The following is a 20,270-nucleotide window of genomic DNA, read 5'->3' as shown; positions in this document are numbered from 1 at the left end:
AACCGGATGGACCTCGACCCGGACACGGTCGAGCGCGATCTGGTGAAACTCGTGCTGACGGTCGTGGAACTGCTGCGCCAGCTGATGGAACGGCAGGCGCTGCGCCGCTTCGACACCGGGGACCTCACCGAGCAGCAGGAGGAGCGGATCGGTCTCACCCTGATGCTCCTGGAGGACCGCATGGCCGAGCTGCGGGACCGGTACGGGCTGCGGCCCGAGGACCTGAATCTGGACCTCGGGCCGCTGGGACCACTACTGCCGCGCCGGTGACCCGGCCGCCGTCGGCGGCATCACCACCTGTACCAGCGGCCCCTGCCGCCGGCGCCGGTGGTGCCACGTACCAGGAATCCGAGCAGCCACACCACCAGGACGGCCAGCGCGATCCACCAGAGCACTTTCACCGCGAATCCGGCGCCGAAGAGAATCAGCACCAGAAGCAGGACCAGCAGAATGGGAACCATAGTCTGAACCTCCTGCGACCCGGGTTTCCGGAAATGCCGGAATCAGGCTCACTTACGGCAGAGAATCTCTCCGTGCAGGACGGCGAACCAGCCGTCCTCCTGTTCCGCCCACTCCCGCCAGGCCGCCGAGATCGCCCGCAGTTCCGCGGTGGTCGCGTGACCGCCCTCCGTGGCCCGCTCCGCATAGGCCGAGGCGACCGTACGGTCCGCCCACAGCCCGCCCCACCACTGCCGTTCCTCCGTCGTGCTGTACGTCCAGGTGCCGGAGGTGGCCGTGATGCCGGTGAGTCCCGCCGCCAGCGCCCACGACTTCAGCCGCCGCCCGGCGTCCGGCTCGCCCCCGTTGGCCCGCGCCACCCGCCGGTACAGGGCCAGCCAGTCGTCCAGGCCGGGTACCGGCGGGTACCAGGTCATCGCCGCGTAGTCCGAGTCGCGTACGGCGATGAGACCGCCCGGCTTGGTGACCCGGCGCATCTCGCGCAGCGCCTGCACCGGGTCACCCACGTGCTGGAGCACCTGGTGGGCGTGGACCACGCAGAAGGTGTCGTCCGGGTAGTCCAGCGCGTGCACGTCGGCTACCGCGAAGTCCACGTTCGCCAGGCCGCGCGCGGCGGCGGTCGCCCGGGCCTGCTCCAGGATGTCCGGCGCCCGGTCGACACCGGTGACCTGCCCGTCCGGGACCAGCTCCGCCAGGTCGGCGGTGATCGTCCCGGGACCGCAGCCGATGTCCAGGATCCGCATGTGCGGCTTCAGTGAGCCGAGCAGGTAGCCGGCGGAGTTGGCGGCGGTGCGCCAGGTGTGGGAACGCAGCACCGACTCGTGGTGCCCGTGCGTGTAGACAGCGGTCTCCTGCGGCTTCGACATGGCCCAACCCCTTCGCGTCACACCGGCGGACGGGGCCGGACGACCCCGTCCCGCGGTGTTCATGACGCTACGCCCGCATGCCGAATGATGAGACCCGCGTTTTACTATGTGGACTGACGGTCCATCAGGACTGCTCGCGGATCAGGGCAGGGGCCGGTACACGGTCAGCGCCTCCGGCAGCTTCTCCACGGTCATCTCGCCGGACACGTCGATCACCTCGCCGTCGTAGGCGAGCGGGGTACCGGCCGCGATGCCGGTCAGGCTCAGCCGCCTGACCCGGGCCTCGGCATGCGCGGGGGAGCGGGTCAGCGGGCCGGCGAGGGCGGCGGAGAGCAGCCGCAGCGCGGGGTGCCGGCCGCCGTGCACCACCCGCACGTCGAGCTGCCCGTCGGCCAGGTCGGTGCGGCGGCCCGGGGCCAGCCCCATCCGGCGGTAGTGACAGTTGCCGACGAACAGCAGCCACAACGGATGTGTCTCGCCGCGCAGTTCGACCTTCAGCGGATGCCGGTCCGTGCGCAGCACCCGCACCGCGGCCAGCACCTCGGCGGGCCAGCTGCCGATCCGGTGCGCCCACAGCTCCCGCTCCCGGACCAGCTCCGGATAGACGCCCAGGCTCAGGGTGTTCAGGAAGATGCCCCGACGCTCACCGGCGGTGAAACGGCCCACGTCCACCCGGACCGCCGCGCCCTCGCGCACCGCCCGGGCGAGACCCCGGCCGTCCTCCACGCTCAGGTCGTAGGCGAAGTGGTTGAGGGTGCCGCCGGGCAGCACCGCGAGCGGCAGTCCGTGGCGCAGGGCGGTGGCGGCGGCCGCGTTCACCGTACCGTCGCCTCCGCACACCCCGAGCGCGCTGGCCCGTACCGCTGCCTTCTCCAACTCGGCCTTCACATCGGCGGGTTCGCACTCCACCAGCTCCGCGTCCGGCAGCTCGTCGCGCAGTGCCTGCACCCGGTCGGAGCTGCCCGAGGCCCGGTTGGCGACGACCACCAGACCCTCCCCGCCGGGCAGCGCCGGGGCCTTCGCGAGCGGCCGGGGCGGCGGGCCGGTCTGCGCCCGGGTCGGCACCAGCGCACGGACGGCGAACGCGGCACCCACACCGAGCGCGGCGCCCGCGAGCACATCGCTCGGGAAGTGCACGCCCGTGTACACCCGGGACATGGCGACGGAGAACGCCACCGGCGCCACCACCGCGCCCCAGCCCGGGGACTCCAGGGCCACACCGGCCGCGAAGGCCGCCGCCGACGCGGCGTGCCCGGACGGGAACGAGGTGGTGATGGGCTGCCGCTTCAGCTGCCGGGCCGCCGGGACCGGGTCGAGCCGCGGCCGCGGCCGGCGCACCGAGCGCTTGCCCAGCGTGTTGATGGTGAGCGAGGCCAGGGAGAGCGAGGCCAGGCCGCGGGCGGCCGCCCGGCGGGCCCGCGGAGTGCGGGACGCGGCCACCGCGGCGGCCGCCGCGAACCACAGCACCCCGTGGTTGGCGCTGCGGCTCAGCCGGGGGAGCACCGGCTCGGCGAACGGCCAGTTCCGCTCGGCGGCCACCTCGAACAGCCGGGAGTCGAGGGCGAGCAGCCGGTCACGCAGCGCGTGCCGGCCGGGCTTCGGGACGGTCAGGTCGACATCTGGGCTCATGGGGGTCCGGTTACCCTGAAGTGGCTGTTTCCTGCCCGCACGCGGTGCGGTCGAGTGAGAAGTGAGAGGAAACCCCGGATGCGCCTGCTCCTCATACGCCACGGGCAGACCCCGGCCAACGTCGACTACCTGCTCGACACCGCGGTTCCGGGGCCCGGTCTGACCGCCCTCGGCGAACGGCAGGCGGCGGCCCTTCCCGCGGCCCTCGCCGACGAGGACATCGAGGCGCTCTACGTCTCCACCCTGACCCGCACCCGGCTCACCGCGGCCCCGCTGGCCGCCGCCCGCGGTCTCGAACCGATCGTCCGCGACGGGATCCGCGAGGTGTCCGCCGGTGACCTGGAGATGCTGCCCGGCCACTCCGGGGCTGGCGAGGAGTACATGCGGACCGTGTTCGCGTGGGCGGCCGGCGACACGGGGCTGCGCATGCCGGGCGGCGAGACCGGCACGGAGGCGCTGGGCCGCTACGACGCGGTGGTCGCGGAGGCGTTCGCGAGCGGGGCCGGTACGGTCGCGATGATCAGCCACGGCGCCGCGATCCGCCTGTGGACGGCGGCCCGCGCGGTCAACGTCGACGTCCCCTACGCCGCGTCCCGGCCCCTCGACAACACCGGCGTGGTGATCCTGGAGGGCTCCCCGGCGGACGGCTGGAAGGCGCTGTCCTGGGAGGGGGCCGTGGTGGAACCGACAGGGGCGAGCGGGCCGACGGGCGAGGTGGTGGGGGGCGTCGCCGAGTGACCCAGGGTGCGGCCCGGTGGGGGCTGGTCGCGCAGTTCCCCGCGCCCCTGAAGGGGCGCCGAGTGGACGCCCCTGAAAGGGGCGCGGGGAACTGCGCGGGCAACCACCGCGCACCCGCACTCGAAGAACCGCCCGGATAACGGTTTGCCCCGCCCCCGGTGGGCCCCGCAGAATCCCTGACCATGGGACATCTGGAAGCCGCGCACCTCGAGTACTACCTCCCCGACGGGAGGGCGCTGCTCGGCGACGTCTCCTTCCGGGTCGGTGAGGGCACCGCCGTCGCCCTGGTCGGCCCCAACGGCGCCGGCAAGACCACCCTGCTCCGGCTGATCTCCGGCGAGCTGAAGCCGCACGCCGGCACGGTCACCGTGAGCGGCGGCCTCGGCGTGATGCGCCAGTTCGTGGGCTCCGTACGCGACGAGACGACTGTGCGCGACCTCCTCGTGTCGGTCGCGCCGCTCGGCATCCAGCAGGCTGCGCGGGCCGTCGACAAGGCCGAGCACGCCATCATGACCGTCGACGACGAGGCCGCCCAGCTGCACTACGCGCAGGCCCTCGCCGACTGGGCCGAGGTACGCGGCTACGAGCACGAGACGCTGTGGGACATGTGCACCACGGCCGCGCTCGGGGTGCCGTACGAGAAGGCGCAGTGGCGGCAGGTCCGTACGCTCTCCGGCGGCGAGCAGAAGCGGCTGGTGCTGGAGGCGCTGTTCCGGGGCGCCGACGAGGTGCTGCTCCTCGACGAACCGGACAACTACCTGGACGTCCCCGGCAAGCGCTGGCTGGAGCAGCAGCTGAAGGAGACCCGCAAGACGGTCCTGTTCGTCTCCCACGACCGCGAACTCCTCTCCCTGGCCGCCGAGAAGATCGTCTCCGTGGAGCCCTCGCCCACCGGAGCCGACGCCTGGGTGCACGGCGCCGGGTTCGCCACCTACCACGAGGCGCGCCGCGAACGCTTCGCCCGTTTCGAGGAGTTGCGCCGCCGCTGGGACGAGAAGCACGCCCAGCTGAAGAAGCTGGTCCTGACCCTCCGTCAGGCGGCCGCGGTCTCCCACGAGATGGCGTCCCGGTACGCGGCGGCGCAGACCCGGCTCCGCAAGTTCGAAGAGGCCGGACCGCCCCCGGAGCCGCCGCGCGAGCAGGACATCAGGATGCGCATCAAGGGCGGCCGTACCGGCGTCCGCGCCGTCACCTGTGAACAGCTCGAACTCACCGGCCTGATGAAGCCGTTCGACCTGGAGGTCTTCTACGGCGAACGGGTCGCCGTGCTCGGTTCCAACGGCTCCGGCAAGTCGCACTTCCTGCGGCTGCTGGCCGGCGAGGACGTGGCGCACACGGGACAGTGGAAGCTGGGCGCCAGGGTGGTGCCCGGTCACTTCGCCCAGACCCACGCCCATCCCGAGCTGGAGGGCCGCACCCTCCTGGACATCCTGTGGACGGAACACTCCCAGGACCGCGGTGCCGCCATGTCCCGGCTGCGCCGCTACGAGCTCACCCAGCAGGCCGAGCAGACCTTCGAGCGCCTGTCGGGCGGCCAGCAGGCCCGGTTCCAGATCCTGCTGCTGGAACTTCAGGGCGTGACCGCGCTGCTCCTCGACGAGCCGACCGACAACCTCGACCTGGAGTCCGCCGAAGCCCTCCAGGAAGGGCTCGAGGCCTTCGACGGCACGGTCCTCGCCGTCACCCACGACCGCTGGTTCGCCCGCTCCTTCGACCGCTACCTGGTCTTCGGCAGCGACGGCCGGGTCCGGGAGGCCACCGAGCCGGTGTGGGACGAGCGCCGGGTGGAGCGCGTGCGGTAGGAGGCCCGCGGGCCCGGATGTTCGTACAGTGGAGGCAGGAATCCGGACCGCCGGGACCCACACGACGAGCGGGGTACCACCATGACCGGAGTCGACCCCAGCCGGCTGGACGACCAGCAGCTCATGAAGGAGCTGGAGACCATCCACCGGACGCGCCACGACACCCTGCTGTACGGCTCCAACGACGCGCTGCGCGCCCACAACGAGCGCATGGCCCAGCTGGAGGGCGAGTACCTGCGCCGCAATCCGCGCCGCCCCGTCGCCGCGGGCCGCACCCGGGAAGGCGCCCGGGAGCGCAGCTGCGCCGAGGCCGCGTCGCCACGGACCCCGGCGAGCTGAGCCCCGCCGCGCCGCCGGGTCCCCGGCTCAGCCGCCGGCCTGGCCGGTCTCGGCGAACACGTCGAGGAAGGCCTCGCAGAACGCCTTGAGGTCGTCCGGCTTACGGCTGGTGACCAGCTTGTTCGGGCCGCCGTCGCAGACCTTGACCTGCTCGTCCACCCAGGTGCCGCCCGCGTTGCGGATGTCGGTCCGCAGGCTCGGCCAGGACGTCAGGGTCCGGCCGCGCACCACGTCGGCCTCGATGAGCGTCCACGGCGCGTGGCAGATGGCGGCGACCGGCCGGCCCGCGTCGAAGAAGCCCTTCACGAACGCGACGGCCTTCTCGTCCGTCCGCAGGAAGTCCGGGTTGGCGACCCCGCCCGGCAGCACGAGCGCCCCGAACGACTCCGCCGACGTCTCACCGACCACCTCGTCCACCGGGAACGTGTCGCCCTTGTCGAGATGCTCGAAGCCCTGGATCGTCCCCGGTGCCGTCGAGACCAGCACCGGCTCGTGCCCGGCGTCGGACGCCGCCTTCCACGGCTCGGTCAGCTCCACCTGCTCGACGCCCTCGGGCGCGGCCAGAAACGCGATCCGCATGATGCTCACTACCTTCCACATGGGGGTGCCGCACGCGTACCCGAGGACAGGGCACCGACACGGGGATTCGGCCGCCGGCTGGTGACCTGCCGGTTCCGGGCGGTCAGGTCACCCGAAAGAGTGCGGGTGTCCCGCGAATGGGGTCCGGCCGCGCGCGGCGCCGGGCGGGGCGGGCTGTGATGGCTGCGGGGGTACGGGCCCCGTGCCCCCGGAGTCGCACGTGCGAGGAGTCACACCCATGCGCCGCACCGCTCGGGCCCTGTCCGTCGCCGTCCTGGCGGGTGCCGCGTTCGGCGTCGCCGGTACGGCCGCAGCCGTGTCCTCCGCCGCCGGGGCGAGCCCCGTGAGCTGCCAGAGCTATACGGAGGGCGCCGGCCCGGCGGGCACCGGCGGCGACGGCGCCCGTACCGCCGACGGGGCCTGCCCGGCGGCCGGCGTCGGCCGGCAGCCGTCCTGGACCCCACCGGCCGCAGCCGACCCGGGCGTCCCCGGTATCCCACCGGCCGACGACGGCACGGGACCGGGAAGCGCCGCGGGCCTGGTCCCGCCCGGGGACGACACCATGGATCCGCAGGGCGGCGAGGCCCTGGTCCCGCCCGGAGCCGACGCCACGGATCCCCAGGGCGGCGGGGGCCGGGTCCCGCCCGGGAAGGAGGCCCCGGCCCCTCACGGGGACGGCGGCGCCGCGGACCCCGGCGGCGACGGCGGAACGGCCGTGCACGGTGACGGCGGTACGGATGGGCACGGCGACGGCGGGACGGCCGTGCACGGTGACGGCGGCACGGGCGGCTGGGAGCAGGGCGGGGAGCGGCCCTGTTCCGGTGGTACGCGGCAGCCGTGCGGAGGCGACGGGCAGGAGTGCGGTGGCGCTCGGGGAGATGACACGGCCTGTGCCCCGGCCGGCGTGCAGCACGGTGTGCAGGCCGGGGACGGCGGCGCCTACAACGGTTCCGTGCCCGCCCTGGCCGCGGGCGCGCTGCTGATCGCGGCCGCCTGCTGCGGCGCGGTGTACCGGGTGTGGGGCGACGGGCCCGGTCGGCTGTGGGGCGCACGGTCCGGTCGGCTGTGGGGTGGACGGTCCGGCGCGGACGGGTGACACGGCCGGAGCCGGGTACCCCGGAGCGACCACTCCGGCACCGTACGCCCCGCCCCGATGGGCGGGGCACGGCCCGGACCGGACAGCACACGGCACCACGGACTGCGCGGAGGCGGACATGCGGCGGACGGACCCCGAGGGCCAGGGACCGGCGCACGGCACGGCCGCCGGGAGCCGGGCGCGGGCGCACGAGCCGGCCGCCGGGGAGGACCTGCCGTCGTCGGCCGTGGGACACGGTCCGGTCCGTTACGGTCCGCCCCTGCCCGACGACGGGCTGCCCGTCCTGCCCGACCTGTCCGCCGTGCTGGCCGCCGCCGCGAGCCGGGGCGCGGAGGAACCCGTCGGCGGCGGACCGGCGCTGCTGGACGCGGCCCGCGGATACTGGGAGCGGCGCGGGCTGCCCGTGACGGCCGGCCGGGTCACCGCCGGGCCGGGTGCCCCCGCCCTGCTGCTCGCGCTCACCGCAGCCCTGGGCGGCGACGTCCTGGTGCCGCGCCCCTGCGCCGCCTGGTGGGCGCCGTACGCCCGGCTGCTCGGCCGGCCCGTCTTCCACGTGGCGACCCCGGCCGAGTCCGGGGGCGCGCCCGACCCCTACGCGCTGCTGGAGACCGTGCGCCGGGTCCGCGACGAGGGCGGCGACCCGCGGCTGCTCGTCCTCTCCGTCGCCGACGACCCGACCGCCACCGTCGCCCCGCCCGAGCTGCTGCACGAGACCGTCGAGGCGGCGGCCGCCGAAGGGCTGCACCTGGTCAGCGACGAGACCTGGCGCGACACCGTGCACGCCCCGGACGCCACCGTGCTGCTCAGCCCCGCCGAGATGCTCCCGGACCGGGTCACCGTCGTGACGGACCTGGCGGGCGCGCTGCTGCCGGCGGGCTGGCCCGCCGCCGTCGCCCGGTTCCCGGCGGGCGACACCGGGGCCGCCCTGCACGCGCGCGTGCTCGACGTCCTCACCGCGATGGGCGCCCGCCTCGCCCGCCCGGTCGCGTTCGCCGCGGGGCACGCGCTGGACGAACCCGAGGCCGTGGTCGTACGCCGGGCGGCCGCCGTACGACTGCACGCGCGCCTGGCCGCCGCCGCGCACACCGCGGTCGTCGCCTGCGGAGCCCTGGCCAGGCCCCCGCAGGCCGGCCGGCACCTGTACGCCGACCTGGAGCCGCTGCGCGCCGGGCTCGCCGGCCAAGGAGTGGGGGACGCACAGGAGTTGGAGGACTTCCTCACCGCGCGGCTCGGCATGCCGGCCCCCGGCGGCCACCGCTTCGGCGACGATCTCGGCGCGCTGCGCGTGCGGTTGGCGACCGGCCCGCTGCTGGGCGGGACGGACGCGGAACGCCTGGAATGCCTCACGTCCCCCGCGCCGTTGGAACTGTCACACGTGCAACGCGCGTTGATGTCCTTGAGGTCGGTACTCGACGATCTCCGCGACGACGCTCAGCGATGGGAGCCTCCTCGATGACGCAGCAGACGCAAGAGTCAGGGTCCGCCACGACGACCGCTGCCACGACAACCGCCGCCACGACGACCGCCGACACGCCGCCTGCCGGCCCGCTCACCGCCACATCGACGACCGCCGTCACAGCGACCAGCGCCGTCACACCGATCACCGCCGCACCGGCCGCCGTGCCGACCCGGAGCTCCGCCGGCCCTACGGCCCCGACGCCCGTCACGCCTCCGTTCCCGCCGCTCGCCGAACCCCGTGCGCTGGGTGAACTCCGGGTCTGGCCGCGGACGTTCCACGACCGCCTGACCGCCCCGCTGCCCGGCCTCAAGGCCATGGCCCGGTTCGCCCGCGAGGGCTCGGTCCGCCCCGGCCGCCAAGGGCTCGCCGACATCCCCCGGCTGCCCTACGAACCCGGCCCGCTGCCCCGGGCCGACGTCGGCACGGTCGCCGTCACCTGGGCGGGACACGCCAGTTGGGTCGTCCGGATCGGCGGCCTCACCGTCCTCACCGACCCCGTCTGGTCCCGCCGGATCCTCGGTACCCCGGCCCGGGTGACCCCGGTCGGCGTCCCCTGGGAGACGCTGCCGCCGGTCGACGCGGTCGTCATCAGCCACAACCACTACGACCACCTGGACGCCCCCACCCTGCGCCGGCTGCCGCGCGACACCCCCGTCTTCGTGCCCGCGGGCCTCGGCGGCTGGTTCCGCCGCCGCCGATTCACCACCGTCACCGAGCTGGACTGGTGGGAGGCGGCCCAACTGTCCGGTGTCCGCTTCGACTTCGTGCCGGCCCACCACTGGTCCAAGCGCACCCTCACCGACGCCTGTCACAGCCTCTGGGGCGGCTGGGTCCTCACCGGCCCCGACGGGCAGCGCGTCTACTTCGCCGGCGACACCGGTTACGGCCACTGGTTCGAGCGCATCGGCCGCCGTTACCCCGGCATCGACCTCGCCCTGATGCCGATCGGCGCCTACGACCCCCGCTGGTGGCTCAGTGACGTCCACCTCGACCCGGAGGAGGCGGTCCAGGCCACGCAGGACGTAGGGGCGCGACGGATGGCCCCCATGCACTGGGGCACGTTCATCCTGTCGGCAGAACCGGTCCTGGAGCCACTGACCCGGGTACGGGCGGCCTGGGAGAAGGCCGAACTGGCCCGGGAGAACCTGTGGGACCTGCCGGTGGGCGGATCGAGGATTCTGGAACCGACCTCACTCCGGAGCACCGTCGACTAGGGCGTCTTGGGGGCATCCCCGGCCGAAGGCTGGGGGAGGAACCGCGCGAGCGACCACGACGCGCCCGCGCCCCGCGGCGCACCGTCACACCCCGGATCGGACCCGCCGCCACACCCCCGGCGCCACACTGAGCACCACCGTCAGCGCGACCGCCACCACGACTCCCTCCCACGGCTCCGGGAACAACGACCCGCCCAGAATCCCGATCACCTGATACGTCGCCGCCCACGCCAGGCAGGCGGGCGCGTTGCCCCGCGCGAACCGCCTCAGCGGCCACTCGGCCAGCAGACACGCCAGCATCACCGGTATTCGCCCGGCCGGCACCAGCCGGGACAGCACCAGGACCGCCACCCCGTGCTCGGCCAGCTTCGACTGCGCCTGCTCCAGCCGCTCCTCCGGCGCCCGCGACCGTATCGCCTCCAGCCACCGCGACCCGTTCTTCGACCGCAGCCCGCGCCGCCCCAGCCAGTACAGTGCCGCGTCCCCGAGGAAGGCCGCGAGCGACGCCGTCACGAACACCAGCGCCAGCGCGAACGGTGCCGTCTGGTGGAACGCCACCACCGCCGCCGAACTCACCAATGCCCCCGTCGGCACCACCGGCACCAGCGCCCCGACCAGCACCAGCAGGAACAGCGTCGGATACCCGATCGCCTGCTGTGCGGACTCCACGGACGAGGTGGTCGCCGTGGACCCGGCCGCGGCCGTCACGACCAGCAGCAGTCTCACCGTGCGACCTCCAGCCGCACGCCTTCCCCGTGGCCGAGCTTGTGCACCGCCACCGCCGGCGCGTACTCGGCCGCGAGGCGCACGAACTCGTCACCGGGCGCATGGAACTCATGGGGGCGCACGGCGTCCATGCCGATCGGCCAGTACGTGCCGTAGTGCACCGGCACCGCGCTCCGTGGCGCCAGCCGGGCCAGCGCGCGCGCCGCCCGTCCGGCGTCGAGGTGCCCCTCCCCGAGGTACGGCCCCCAGCCGCCGACCGGCAGCAGCGCCACGTCCACCGGGCCCACCGTCTCGGCCATCTCGTCGAACAGCCCGGTGTCCCCGGCGAAGTACGTCCGGGCCGCGCCCTCGACGACGTACCCGAGGGCCGGCGAGCGGTGCGGGCCGACCGGCAGCCGACGGCCGTCGTGCAGCGCGGGCACGGCCCGCACCACGAGCCGGCCGACGTGTATCTCGTCGCCGACACCGACCTCGGTGACGCGCAGCTGCCGGAGCCGACGGAGCGCGGGCACCGCACGTCGTGCGCCCCGGGGCACAAGCAGGCGCGTGCCCGGGGCGAGCCCGGCGAGCGAGGGGACGTGCAGATGGTCGGCGTGCAGGTGGGAGACGAGCGCGAGGTCCGCGCGGCGGGCCTCGGGCGGGGGCGGGGCGCCCCGGCGCCGGCGCAGATGGGCGAGCCGGCGCGCGAACAGAGGATCGGTGAGCAGTCGTACGCCCGAATCCTCGATCGTGCAGGTGGCGTGGCCCCACCAGGTGATCTCCACCGGCACCCTCTTTGCCTCCTTCGTGCGACTCCCCGAAGCCTACGTGCAGGAGTAGGGTCGGCCGCGAAACCCGGAGGTGAGGGGGACGCCATGGGACAGGTGCGGGGTGCCTCCGGCGGGCTCGCACGGGTGCGGGTGACCGCCATCGCGAGTCTGACACCCCTGGAGGAACTGGAGATCGACCCGTTTCTGGTCGACTCCCGCAGCCAGCACGCGATGTGCGCGCGCTGGGCGGTGGAACACGGGTACGTCATCGCCCGCGAACTCCTGGTCCGCGGTCTGCGGCACGACCACAGCGCCCTGTGGACGGGCGTCCGTCCCGGCCTCGACGTCTTCGTCGCCCCGAGCAGACGGGTCCTGGAGAGCGCGCTGTCGTCGGTCGAGGCCTTCACGGCGGAGTGCGCGCGCCGCGGGGTGCGGGTGGAGACGGTGGGCCGCGCCGAGCCCTGCTACGACGCCCAGATGAAGGCGCACGTCCACCGGCGGCTCTCGATGCCGACGGCGGGGTACGACGGGCGGTAGGGCCGGGGACCGCGGCCCGTATGACAGTCTGGGCCGCAGAATGATCCGCGGCCGGCGCGGGTCTCGGAGCCGAGGTCGGTGGGGCGTGCGGTGGCGGCGGGTCGTCAGTCAGCTCGGACGGAGTGTGGCGGTGTGGGCGGTCTCCACCGTCACCATGCTGGTGCTCGCCGGGATCCTGCCCGACTTCCAGCTGCAGTCCGCGGACGGTGACAGCGCCACCCGGATCGCCGTCACCGCCGCCCTCGGCGCCGGCGCCTTCGGTGTGCTGTCGGCCGTCGTGTGGCCCCTGCTCGTACGACTGCTGCTGCTGGTGCCCGCCCTCGTCCTCGGCCTGCTGGTCTTCTTCCTGAACGGCTCCCTGCTCCTCGTCGCCCTGCGCATCAACCCCTCCGGGCAGAGCGAGGCCGCCCCGGAGACCGCCGTGATCGTGGCCGCCGTGATGTCCGCCGTGGCCTCCGCCACCGGCGGTGCCCTCGCCGTCCGCGACGACGACGCCTACCGGCACCGGCTGTCCCGGCTGGCCACCCGCCGCCGCAGATCCCACCCACCCTGCGCGACCGCCCCGGGCACCGTCTTCCTCCAGCTCGACGGCGTCGGCCACGACGTCCTCACCGCCGCCGTCGCCAAGGGCCTGATGCCCACGGTGGCCGACTGGCTGGGGACCAGCCACCGGCTCACCCCCTGGCGCACCGACTGGTCCAGCCAGACCGGCGCCAGCCAGCTCGGCATCCTGCACGGCTCGAACTTCGACATCCCCGCCTTCCGCTGGTACGAGAAGGACAGCCGGGAGGTGATGGTCTGCAACCGGCCGACCAGTGCCGCCGAGCTCCAGCGCCGCGCCGTCGAGCGCACCGCCGACGGGGGACTGCTCGCCGTCGACGGCGCCAGCCGCGGCAACCTCTTCAGCGGCGGCGCCGAGGAACAGGCCCTGGTGCTGTCCATAGCGACCCGCCGCCGGGGCCGCAAGAACCGCTCCCGCGCCGGATACTTCGCGTACTTCGCCGACCCGGCCAACGCCGTCCGCACCGCGCTCTCCTTCTTCGCCGAGGTCGGCCGGGAGGTGGGCCAGTCCGTCACGGCCCGGCTGCACCGGCGGCGCCCGCGCGTGGGGCGCGGCGGCCTCTACCCCCTCGTCCGCGCCTTCGCGACGGTCGTCGAACGGGACGTCGTGGTCGCCGCGGTCATCGGCGACCTGCTCGGCGGCCGCAGCGCCGTCTACGCCGACCTGGTCGCCTACGACGAGGTCGCCCATCACTCCGGTCCGCACAGCCGGGACGCCGAGAAGGTCCTGCAACGCCTGGACCGCGCCGTCGCCCTGATCGGCAAGGCCGCCGAGCACGCTCCGCGGCCCTACCGGATCGTCGTCCTCTCCGACCACGGGCAGAGCCCAGGTGAGACCTTCCGCACCCGCTACGGGCTCACCCTCGGCGACCTGGTCCGGGCCGGCTGCGGACTGCCCGTGCCGAGACGCGCCGAGCGCACCCACAGCGGCACCGAGGCCCGCGCCGCCGTCCGCGCGGCCCTGCGCAGGCCGGTCGAGGAGGGCGGCGAGAAGCACCGGCCGACCCGGCACTCGGAACCGGTCGTGCTCGCCTCCGGCAACCTCGGCCTGGTCTCCTTCCCGGACGTGCCGCACCGGATGACCAAGGAGGAACTGGACGCCCGCCACCCGGCGCTGCTCACCACCCTCGCCAACCACCCCGGCATCGGGTTCCTGCTGGTCCGCAGCGAGGAACACGGCGGGGTCGTGCTCGGCGCCCACGGCGCGGAGATTCCGCTGGACCGGCTGGACACCCGGCCGGGACCGCTGGCCGCCTTCGGGCCGGGCGCCGCGGACGCCGTCCGGCGGACCCACTCCTTCCCGCACACCGCCGACATCATGGTCAACTCCTGGTACGACCCGGAGGACGGCGAGGTCCTGGCGTTCGAGGAGCAGATCGGCTCGCACGGCGGACTGGGCGGCGCGCAGGGCAGGCCGTTCCTGCTGTCACCGCTCGCCGTGTCCGCGCCGGTGGCCGACGGCGAGGAACTCGTCGGCGCCGAGTCCGTGCACCGGGTGCTGCGGCGCTGGCTCCAGGAGGCGGACGGACCGCAGGTGCCGCTGCCCGAGGAGCAGGAGAAGGCCGCCTGACGCGCCGCGTTCACCGGCCGCCCGGGCACATCCTCAGGCGGGCTGCCACAGTTCGATCCGGTTGCCCTCGGGATCGGTGACCCAGCCGAACCGGCCGACGCCCGCCATCTCCTGCGTCTCCTCGGCCACGTCCGCACCCCTGGCGCGCAGCTGCGCGAGCATCGCGTCCAGGTCGCGGACCCGGAAGTTCAGCATGGTCCGCTGGGACGGGGACCCGAAGTAGTCGGTGCCGGACTCGAAGGTCGCGAACACCGTCGGCCCGGTCTCCTGCCGCCACAGTCCGTGGTCGTCGGCGTCCAGGCCGAGACAGTCGCGGTACCACGCGTTCAGGGCCGCCGGGTCGGCGGCCCGCAGGAAGTACCCGCCGATGCCAAGCACACGTTCCATGCCGCCATCCTGCCAGGGCACCGGCCGGCGGCACCGCCGCCACCGCGGCCGGACCGCCGATAAATCAGCTGCGTCCGGCGCGCTCCCGAACCACACTGTTCCGGAACCACACTGTTCGAGTCGCGGAACCCCTCGAAGCACCCCAAGGAGCAGCCTCTTGCAGGCAGCCGTCACCGTCACGCCCTCCCGTGTCCCCGAACTCCTCCTCGGTCTCGCCACCGTCCGGCCCGTCTTCCTCTGGGGCGCGCCCGGCATCGGGAAGTCCTCCCTGGTACGGGAGTTCGCCGAATCGCTGGGTCTGGAGTGCGTGAGCCTGCTGGGTACGCAGCTCGCCCCCGAGGACCTGATCGGGGTCCCGCAGATCCGCGACGGCCGGTCGGTCTTCTGCCCGCCCGAGGCCATCGCCCGCGACGAGCCGTACTGCCTCTTCCTGGACGAGCTGAACGCGGCCACCCCCGACGTGCAGAAGGCGTTCTACTCGCTGATCCTGGACCGCCGGATCGGGAACTACGAACTGCCCAAGGGGTCGATCGTGATCGGCGCGGGCAACCGGGCCACCGACAACGCCCTCGCCCGGCCCATCGCCTCCGCCCTGGTCAACCGCCTGGCCCACGTCCACCTGGAGGCCTCCGCGCACGACTGGCTGGCCTGGGCCGCCGGGAACGGCATCCACCCGTGGATCCTGGACCACCTCACCGACCGGCCCGACCACCTGTGGTCCAAGCCGCCGAAGACCGAGGAGCCGTTCTCCACCCCCCGCTCCTGGCACATGCTCTCCGACGCCCTGCACTCCTTCGGCCGCGACCTCGACGAGACCACGCTGCGGATCCTCGCCCACGGCACGCTCACCCCCGCGCACGCGACCGCCTTCTGCGGCTACGTCAAGATCGTGCGCAGCCGGTTCGGGATCGAGGCGATCCTCAAGGGCGACGCCGGCTGGCCGCACCGCGTCGAGGACCGCGACCTGCTGTACTACCTCGCCGAGTCCTTCCGCGGCCGGCTGGTGAAGGAACTCCCCGCCGCCAAGGAGCACATGTCGGCGAACGGCCGACAGACCGCCTACCGCGCCAAGTCGCTGCTGGTGCAGCTCGCCGAGATCTCCGTCGAGGTCGCCCAGACCGTCATCGCCTCCGACGCCGACGGCAACCCCGTGCTGCCCGCCTGGTTCCTGATCGAAGCGGCCCGTGACATGCCCCGGCTGGTGGAGGCCCGGCGATGAGCCGGCCCACCGCCCGCAAGGAGCAGCAGAAGCAACAGAAGAAGGACCCGGCGGCGGAGAACTTCGCCGCCGGGGTCGAGCTGCTGCGCGCCAACCCCGCACTGCGCGCGGTGGAGTTCACCATCTGCCGGCACGAGAAGTGCGAACTCGCCCCCCGCGAAGGGCTGGTACGGGCCGACTCCGACGGCGTGCTGCACGCGCACGCCACCCGGCGAGCCGAACCCGAGGCCTGGGCCTGGGCGCTGGCACACTGCACCATCCACCTCGGCTTCGGCCACCTGCCCGCCGCCACCGGCCCGCGCACCCAGCCCGACCGCTACGACCTCGCCGCCCGCTGCACCGTCGTCAACCGTTTCCTGGAGACCTTCCCGGTCGGCGAGGCGCCGGACCACCTGCCGCCGTCGTACCCGGACGGCGACGAGGAGCAGCTGGCCGCCCGCTGGCGTCGCGCGGGCGGTGTCCCGGCCGCCTACGAGCGCGGCGGGACCAACGGCGGCGAACCCGACCAGCTGCTGCTCACCTGGAACCAGTGGGCCGGCCAAGTGCCGGACTGGCAGCTCGGGTTCGCGCACGCGCTGACCCGCACGATGTCCCGTGCGATGGACCTGGCCGGCGGCCGCCGCACCACCATGACCGGCCCGCCGACCCCGCTGCGCCCCTGGGAGCGGGCGCTGAGCTGGTTCGTCTCCTCCTATCCGCTGCTCGGCGGCATCGCGGCCGGGATCAGACTGGTCGCGGACGCCGAACTGGCCCGCGCCCACGACATCGCCGTCGCCGCCGTCGACCCCGGGGCCGGCGAGATCTACGTGAACCCGCTGCGCACGATGGACGACGAGGAGTGGCGGTTCGTCCTCGCCCACGAGATGCTGCACGCCGCCCTGCGCCACGGCGACCGCCAGGGCGGCCGCGACCCGTACCTCTTCAACGTCGCCTGCGACTACGTCATCAACGGCTGGCTGGCCGAGATGCAGGTCGGCACCATGCCCGAGGGGCTGCTGTACGACCCCGCGCTCAAGGACCTCTCGGCGGAGGAGGTGTACGACCGGATCGCCGGCGACCTGCGGCGGCTGCGCCGGCTGGCCACCCTGCGCGGCAAGGGGCGCGGCGACGTGCTGGGCGCGCCCCTCGGGCCGCCCGGCCCCGGTGTCGACCTCGACGAGTTCTACCGCCGGGGCCTCGGCCAGGGCCTCGACCTGCACCGGGCGCAGGGCCGCGGCCTCCTGCCCGGCGGCCTGGTCGAGGAGATCCGCGCGCTCAGCCACCCGCCGCTGCCCTGGGACGCCCGACTCGCCCGCTGGTTCGACGAGTTCGTGCCACGGCCGGTGCCCGTACGGTCGTACGCCCGGCCCTCGCGCCGGCAGTCGTCCACCCCCGACATCCCGCGCGCCGGCCGGTACTTCCCGCCTGAGGAGGTGGCCCGCTGCACCTTCGGCGTGGTCCTCGACACCTCCGGTTCCATGGACCGCACCCTGCTCGGCAAGGCCCTCGGCGCTATCGCCTCCTACGCCGAGTCCCGTGACGTCCCGGCCGCCCGGGTCGTCTTCTGCGACGTGGTGCCCCATGACGCCGGGTACCTCCCGGTCACCGAGATCGCGGGCCGGGTCCGGGTGCACGGGCGCGGCGGCACCGTCCTCCAGCCCGGCATCGACCTGCTGCACCGCGCCGAGGACTTCCCTCCCACCGCCCCGGTCCTCGTCATCACCGACGGCTGGTGCGACGTGCTGCGGGTCCGCCGCGAGCACGCCTACCTGATCCCGCAGGGCGCCCGCCTGCCCTTCGATGCAAGGGGGCCGGTCTTCCGCGTGCGCTGAGCCGGGATGTGATCGGATGGGGTCCCCGAAACCGGTCCACCCCCGAAAGGAACAACCGTGGCTACCACGCGTACCGCACACACCGTCTGGGAAGGCAGCCTCACCGAGGGCAGCGGTGTCATCACCTTCGACTCCTCCAACATCGGCGAGCAGCCGGTGACGTGGGCCGCCCGCTCGCAGGAGGCGAACGGGAAGACCAGCCCGGAGGAGCTGATCGCGGCCGCCCACTCCAGCTGCTTCTCCATGGCCCTGTCGCACGCCCTGACCGGTGCCGGCACCCCGCCCACCAAGCTGGTCACCAACGCCGACGTCACCTTCCAGCCGGGCACCGGCATCACCGGCATCCACCTGACCGTGGAGGGCACCGTCCCCGGGCTCGACGCGGACGGCTTCACCGCCGCCGCCGAGGACGCCAAGAAGAACTGCCCGGTCAGCCAGGCCCTCGCCGGCACCACGATCACCCTGGACGCGAAGCTCGCCTGATCTCCGCCTCCCCTGGATGCCGCGTCCCGCTCCGGGGCGCGGCATCCGTGTTCCCGGGGTACCCGGCATTGACAACGGCCCGCTCAAGTTTTGTGCTGGAGTCGGGGAAGCGCCCGGTTGGAAGGGGACGGACATGGCACGTGCGGTCGGGATCGACCTCGGTACGACGAACTCGGTGGTGGCCCTGCTGGAGGGCGGTGAACCCACCGTCGTCGCCAACGCCGAGGGGGCGCGCACCACCCCGTCGGTCGTGGCCTTCGCGAAGAACGGCGAGGTGCTGGTCGGCGAGGTGGCCAAGCGGCAGGCGGTGACCAACGTGGACCGCACCGCGCGCTCGGTGAAGCGGCACATGGGCGCCGCGGACTGGCGGTTCCCGGAGAGCGGGTCCGTGGACGGCACCCGCTACCGGGCCCAGGAGCTGTCCGCGCGGGTGCTCCAGAAGCTCAAGCGGGACACCGAGGCCTACCTCGGCGAGGACGTCACCGACGCGGTGATCACCGTACCCGCCTACTTCGACGACTCGCAGCGGCAGGCCACCAAGGAGGCCGGGGAGATCGCCGGCCTGAAGGTGCTCAGGATCATCAACGAGCCGACCGCCGCCGCGCTCGCCTACGGCCTCGACCGCGGCGAGGAGCAGACCGTCCTCGTCTTCGACCTCGGGGGCGGCACGTTCGACGTGTCGCTCCTGGAGATCGGCGACGGCGTGATCGAGGTCAAGGCCACCAACGGCGACACGCACCTCGGCGGCGACGACTGGGACCAGCGGGTCGTCGAGCATCTCGTGAAGCGGTTCAAGGGGCAGCAGGGCATCGACCTCGGCAACGACAAGATGGCGTTGCAGCGGCTTCGGGAGGCCGCCGAGAAGGCGAAGATCGAGCTGTCGTCGGCCACCGAGACCTCGATCAACCTGCCGTACGTCACCGCGTCCGAGCAGGGCCCGCTGCACCTGGAGGAGAAGCTCACGCGAGCCCAGTTCCAGGAGCTGACGGCCGACCTGCTTGACCGCTGCAAGAAGCCGTTCCACCAGGCCGTGAAGGACGCGGGCGTGCAGCTGTCCGCGATCGACCACGTCATCCTGGTCGGCGGCTCGACCCGGATGCCCGCCGTCACCGACCTGGTCAAGGAACTCACCGGCAAGGATCCGCACAAGGGCGTCAACCCCGACGAGGTCGTCGCGGTCGGGGCGGCCCTCCAGGCGGGCGTCATCCGCGGTGACGTGAAGGACGTCCTGCTGCTCGACGTCACCCCGCTGTCCCTGGGCATCGAGACCAAGGGCGGCATCATGACCAGGCTCATCGAGCGCAACACGACGATTCCGACGCGCCGTTCGGAGATCTTCACCACCGCCGCCGACAACCAGCCCTCCGTCGGCATCCAGGTCTACCAGGGTGAGCGGGAGATCGCCGCGTACAACAAGAAGCTGGGCGTCTTCGACCTCACGGGTCTGCCACCGGCGCCGCGGGGTGTGCCGCAGATCGAGGTGGCGTTCGACATCGACGCGAACGGGATCATGCACGTCTCGGCGAAGGACCTGGCCACCGGGCGCGAGCAGAAGATGACGGTGACCGGCGGATCGGCCCTTCCCAAGGACGACATCGACCGGATGATGCGGGAGGCCGAGCAGTACGCCGAGGAGGACCGCGGCCGCCGGGAGGCGGCGGAGACCCGGAACCAGGCGGAGCAACTCGTCTACCAGACCGAGAACTTCCTGCGGGAGAACGCGGAACGGGTGCCGGCCGACACGAAGGCCGACGTGGAGGCCGCGATCACCGAGCTGAAGGCACTGCTGGAGCGGGACGCCGGCACGGCGGAGCTGAGGCAGGGCGTGGAGAAGCTGGCGACGGTCAGCCAGCGGGTGGGGCAGGCCATGTACGCGGGTGCCTCCGGCGGTTCGGCCGAGGAGCGGCGGGCGCCGGAAGCCGACGACGAGGAGGGTGTGGTGGACGCGGAGATCGTGGACGACGAGCGGGGCACGGCCGGCTAGGCACCGCCGAAATCCGCCATCGTGGCCGATCACCGCCGCGGCGGGAAGAGGTGCGGGTGATC

Annotated in this window: 20 protein-coding genes; 13 read left to right on the top strand and 7 right to left on the bottom strand. The window is 73.7% G+C overall.

Translation table 11 applies throughout. The features are described 5' to 3' along the window. Positions 1-6 precede the first annotated feature (6 nt). Complete coding sequence (locus tag MB828_RS01625; RefSeq protein ID WP_079178772.1) at positions 7-270, top strand: gas vesicle protein K; 264 nt, start codon at positions 7-9, stop codon at positions 268-270. A 20-nt stretch (positions 271-290) separates the two neighbouring features. Here MB828_RS01625 and MB828_RS01620 read toward each other — a convergent pair whose 3' ends face one another. The 3 genes from MB828_RS01620 to MB828_RS01610 form a co-directional block, all read right to left on the bottom strand. Beyond that, complete coding sequence (locus tag MB828_RS01620) at positions 291-461, bottom strand: hypothetical protein (protein ID WP_046730148.1); 171 nt, start codon at positions 459-461, stop codon at positions 291-293. A gap of 48 nt (positions 462-509) precedes the next feature. Beyond that, on the bottom strand, positions 510-1,325 hold the full coding sequence (locus tag MB828_RS01615; protein ID WP_301646608.1) for a class I SAM-dependent methyltransferase: 816 nt from the start codon (positions 1,323-1,325) through the stop codon (positions 510-512). 141 nt (positions 1,326-1,466) lie between these two features. Further along, positions 1,467-2,954 (bottom strand): bifunctional phosphatase PAP2/diacylglycerol kinase family protein, encoded by a 1,488-nt coding sequence (locus MB828_RS01610; RefSeq protein WP_301646607.1) that lies wholly within the window; start codon positions 2,952-2,954, stop codon positions 1,467-1,469. Between the two features lie 78 nt (positions 2,955-3,032). On the opposite strand from MB828_RS01610, the gene MB828_RS01605 reads away from it, so the two are divergent. The 3 genes from MB828_RS01605 to MB828_RS01595 all read left to right on the top strand — a co-directional run bounded on the left by MB828_RS01605 (position 3,033) and on the right by MB828_RS01595 (position 5,833). Next, positions 3,033-3,692, top strand: a complete 660-nt coding sequence (locus MB828_RS01605) for a histidine phosphatase family protein (RefSeq protein WP_301646606.1) — start codon at positions 3,033-3,035, stop codon at positions 3,690-3,692. A gap of 182 nt (positions 3,693-3,874) precedes the next feature. After that, positions 3,875-5,494, top strand: a complete 1,620-nt coding sequence (locus MB828_RS01600) for an ABC-F family ATP-binding cassette domain-containing protein (protein WP_301646605.1) — start codon at positions 3,875-3,877, stop codon at positions 5,492-5,494. 81 nt (positions 5,495-5,575) lie between these two features. Beyond that, on the top strand, positions 5,576-5,833 hold the full coding sequence (locus MB828_RS01595; RefSeq protein ID WP_133026226.1) for a DUF6158 family protein: 258 nt from the start codon (positions 5,576-5,578) through the stop codon (positions 5,831-5,833). A 27-nt stretch (positions 5,834-5,860) separates the two neighbouring features. Here MB828_RS01595 and MB828_RS01590 read toward each other — a convergent pair whose 3' ends face one another. Then, positions 5,861-6,412 (bottom strand): type 1 glutamine amidotransferase domain-containing protein, encoded by a 552-nt coding sequence (locus MB828_RS01590; protein WP_301646604.1) that lies wholly within the window; start codon positions 6,410-6,412, stop codon positions 5,861-5,863. 238 nt (positions 6,413-6,650) lie between these two features. Here MB828_RS01590 and MB828_RS01585 point away from each other — a divergent pair, with 238 nt between their 5' ends. From MB828_RS01585 to MB828_RS01575, 3 genes are all read left to right on the top strand, one after another. Beyond that, positions 6,651-7,508, top strand: coding sequence for a hypothetical protein (locus MB828_RS01585; RefSeq protein ID WP_301646603.1), 858 nt, complete (start codon positions 6,651-6,653; stop codon positions 7,506-7,508). A gap of 118 nt (positions 7,509-7,626) precedes the next feature. Further along, a complete protein-coding gene (locus tag MB828_RS01580) occupies positions 7,627-8,964 on the top strand; it encodes an aminotransferase class I/II-fold pyridoxal phosphate-dependent enzyme (protein WP_301646602.1) in 1,338 nt (445 codons plus the stop codon). Next, on the top strand, positions 8,961-10,181 hold the full coding sequence (locus MB828_RS01575) for an MBL fold metallo-hydrolase (protein WP_301646601.1): 1,221 nt from the start codon (positions 8,961-8,963) through the stop codon (positions 10,179-10,181). The genes MB828_RS01580 and MB828_RS01575 overlap by 4 nt, the downstream gene beginning before the upstream one ends. Positions 10,182-10,265: 84 nt before the next feature. Here MB828_RS01575 and MB828_RS01570 read toward each other — a convergent pair whose 3' ends face one another. Next, positions 10,266-10,889 (bottom strand): DedA family protein, encoded by a 624-nt coding sequence (locus tag MB828_RS01570; protein ID WP_133026497.1) that lies wholly within the window; start codon positions 10,887-10,889, stop codon positions 10,266-10,268. Positions 10,890-10,903: 14 nt separating this feature from the next. Beyond that, positions 10,904-11,677, bottom strand: coding sequence for an MBL fold metallo-hydrolase (locus MB828_RS01565; RefSeq protein ID WP_133026222.1), 774 nt, complete (start codon positions 11,675-11,677; stop codon positions 10,904-10,906). An 84-nt stretch (positions 11,678-11,761) separates the two neighbouring features. Here MB828_RS01565 and MB828_RS01560 point away from each other — a divergent pair, with 84 nt between their 5' ends. Both MB828_RS01560 and MB828_RS01555 read left to right on the top strand, forming a co-directional pair. Further along, positions 11,762-12,193, top strand: coding sequence for a hypothetical protein (locus tag MB828_RS01560; RefSeq protein WP_133026221.1), 432 nt, complete (start codon positions 11,762-11,764; stop codon positions 12,191-12,193). 40 nt (positions 12,194-12,233) lie between these two features. Beyond that, entirely contained in the window at positions 12,234-14,324 is a 2,091-nt protein-coding gene (locus MB828_RS01555) for an alkaline phosphatase family protein (RefSeq protein WP_301646600.1), read from the top strand. 33 nt (positions 14,325-14,357) lie between these two features. Here MB828_RS01555 and MB828_RS01550 read toward each other — a convergent pair whose 3' ends face one another. Next, positions 14,358-14,711, bottom strand: a complete 354-nt coding sequence (locus tag MB828_RS01550; RefSeq protein WP_301646599.1) for a VOC family protein — start codon at positions 14,709-14,711, stop codon at positions 14,358-14,360. 157 nt (positions 14,712-14,868) lie between these two features. Here MB828_RS01550 and MB828_RS01545 point away from each other — a divergent pair, with 157 nt between their 5' ends. The 4 genes from MB828_RS01545 to dnaK all read left to right on the top strand — a co-directional run bounded on the left by MB828_RS01545 (position 14,869) and on the right by dnaK (position 20,208). Then, positions 14,869-15,930 carry an ATP-binding protein gene (locus MB828_RS01545; RefSeq protein ID WP_133026218.1) on the top strand — a complete coding sequence of 354 codons (1,062 nt, stop codon included), beginning with the start codon at positions 14,869-14,871 and terminating at the stop codon, positions 15,928-15,930. Then, positions 15,927-17,741, top strand: a complete 1,815-nt coding sequence (locus MB828_RS01540; protein WP_301646598.1) for a vWA domain-containing protein — start codon at positions 15,927-15,929, stop codon at positions 17,739-17,741. Before MB828_RS01545 ends, MB828_RS01540 begins: the two co-directional genes overlap by 4 nt. 57 nt (positions 17,742-17,798) lie before the next feature. Further along, positions 17,799-18,224: an OsmC family protein gene (locus MB828_RS01535; RefSeq protein ID WP_301646597.1), complete on the top strand. Its 426-nt coding sequence runs from the start codon at positions 17,799-17,801 to the stop codon at positions 18,222-18,224. Between the two features lie 133 nt (positions 18,225-18,357). Beyond that, positions 18,358-20,208 (top strand): molecular chaperone DnaK, encoded by a 1,851-nt coding sequence (gene dnaK / locus MB828_RS01530; protein ID WP_301646596.1) that lies wholly within the window; start codon positions 18,358-18,360, stop codon positions 20,206-20,208. Positions 20,209-20,270 lie beyond the last annotated feature (62 nt).

Origin of the sequence: Streptomyces arenae (genome assembly GCF_022343545.1) — a bacterium.
GTDB lineage: Bacteria > Actinomycetota > Actinomycetes > Streptomycetales > Streptomycetaceae > Streptomyces > Streptomyces humi.
This window is presented reverse-complemented; position numbering and strand designations above follow the sequence as displayed.

What these genes read in the sequence shown, in the direction of transcription:
- MB828_RS01625 (WP_079178772.1), top strand. Translation starts at nt 7, where the DNA reads ATGGACCTCGACCCGGACACGGTCGAGCGCGATCTGGTGAAACTCGTG.
- MB828_RS01620 (WP_046730148.1), bottom strand. Translation starts at nt 461, where the DNA reads ATGGTTCCCATTCTGCTGGTCCTGCTTCTGGTGCTGATTCTCTTCGGC.
- MB828_RS01615 (WP_301646608.1), bottom strand. Translation starts at nt 1,325, where the DNA reads ATGTCGAAGCCGCAGGAGACCGCTGTCTACACGCACGGGCACCACGAG.
- MB828_RS01610 (WP_301646607.1), bottom strand. Translation starts at nt 2,954, where the DNA reads ATGAGCCCAGATGTCGACCTGACCGTCCCGAAGCCCGGCCGGCACGCG.
- MB828_RS01605 (WP_301646606.1), top strand. Translation starts at nt 3,033, where the DNA reads ATGCGCCTGCTCCTCATACGCCACGGGCAGACCCCGGCCAACGTCGAC.
- MB828_RS01600 (WP_301646605.1), top strand. Translation starts at nt 3,875, where the DNA reads ATGGGACATCTGGAAGCCGCGCACCTCGAGTACTACCTCCCCGACGGG.
- MB828_RS01595 (WP_133026226.1), top strand. Translation starts at nt 5,576, where the DNA reads ATGACCGGAGTCGACCCCAGCCGGCTGGACGACCAGCAGCTCATGAAG.
- MB828_RS01590 (WP_301646604.1), bottom strand. Translation starts at nt 6,412, where the DNA reads ATGCGGATCGCGTTTCTGGCCGCGCCCGAGGGCGTCGAGCAGGTGGAG.
- MB828_RS01585 (WP_301646603.1), top strand. Translation starts at nt 6,651, where the DNA reads ATGCGCCGCACCGCTCGGGCCCTGTCCGTCGCCGTCCTGGCGGGTGCC.
- MB828_RS01580 (WP_301646602.1), top strand. Translation starts at nt 7,627, where the DNA reads ATGCGGCGGACGGACCCCGAGGGCCAGGGACCGGCGCACGGCACGGCC.
- MB828_RS01575 (WP_301646601.1), top strand. Translation starts at nt 8,961, where the DNA reads ATGACGCAGCAGACGCAAGAGTCAGGGTCCGCCACGACGACCGCTGCC.
- MB828_RS01560 (WP_133026221.1), top strand. Translation starts at nt 11,762, where the DNA reads ATGGGACAGGTGCGGGGTGCCTCCGGCGGGCTCGCACGGGTGCGGGTG.
- MB828_RS01555 (WP_301646600.1), top strand. Translation starts at nt 12,234, where the DNA reads ATGATCCGCGGCCGGCGCGGGTCTCGGAGCCGAGGTCGGTGGGGCGTG.
- MB828_RS01550 (WP_301646599.1), bottom strand. Translation starts at nt 14,711, where the DNA reads ATGGAACGTGTGCTTGGCATCGGCGGGTACTTCCTGCGGGCCGCCGAC.
- MB828_RS01540 (WP_301646598.1), top strand. Translation starts at nt 15,927, where the DNA reads ATGAGCCGGCCCACCGCCCGCAAGGAGCAGCAGAAGCAACAGAAGAAG.
- dnaK (WP_301646596.1), top strand. Translation starts at nt 18,358, where the DNA reads ATGGCACGTGCGGTCGGGATCGACCTCGGTACGACGAACTCGGTGGTG.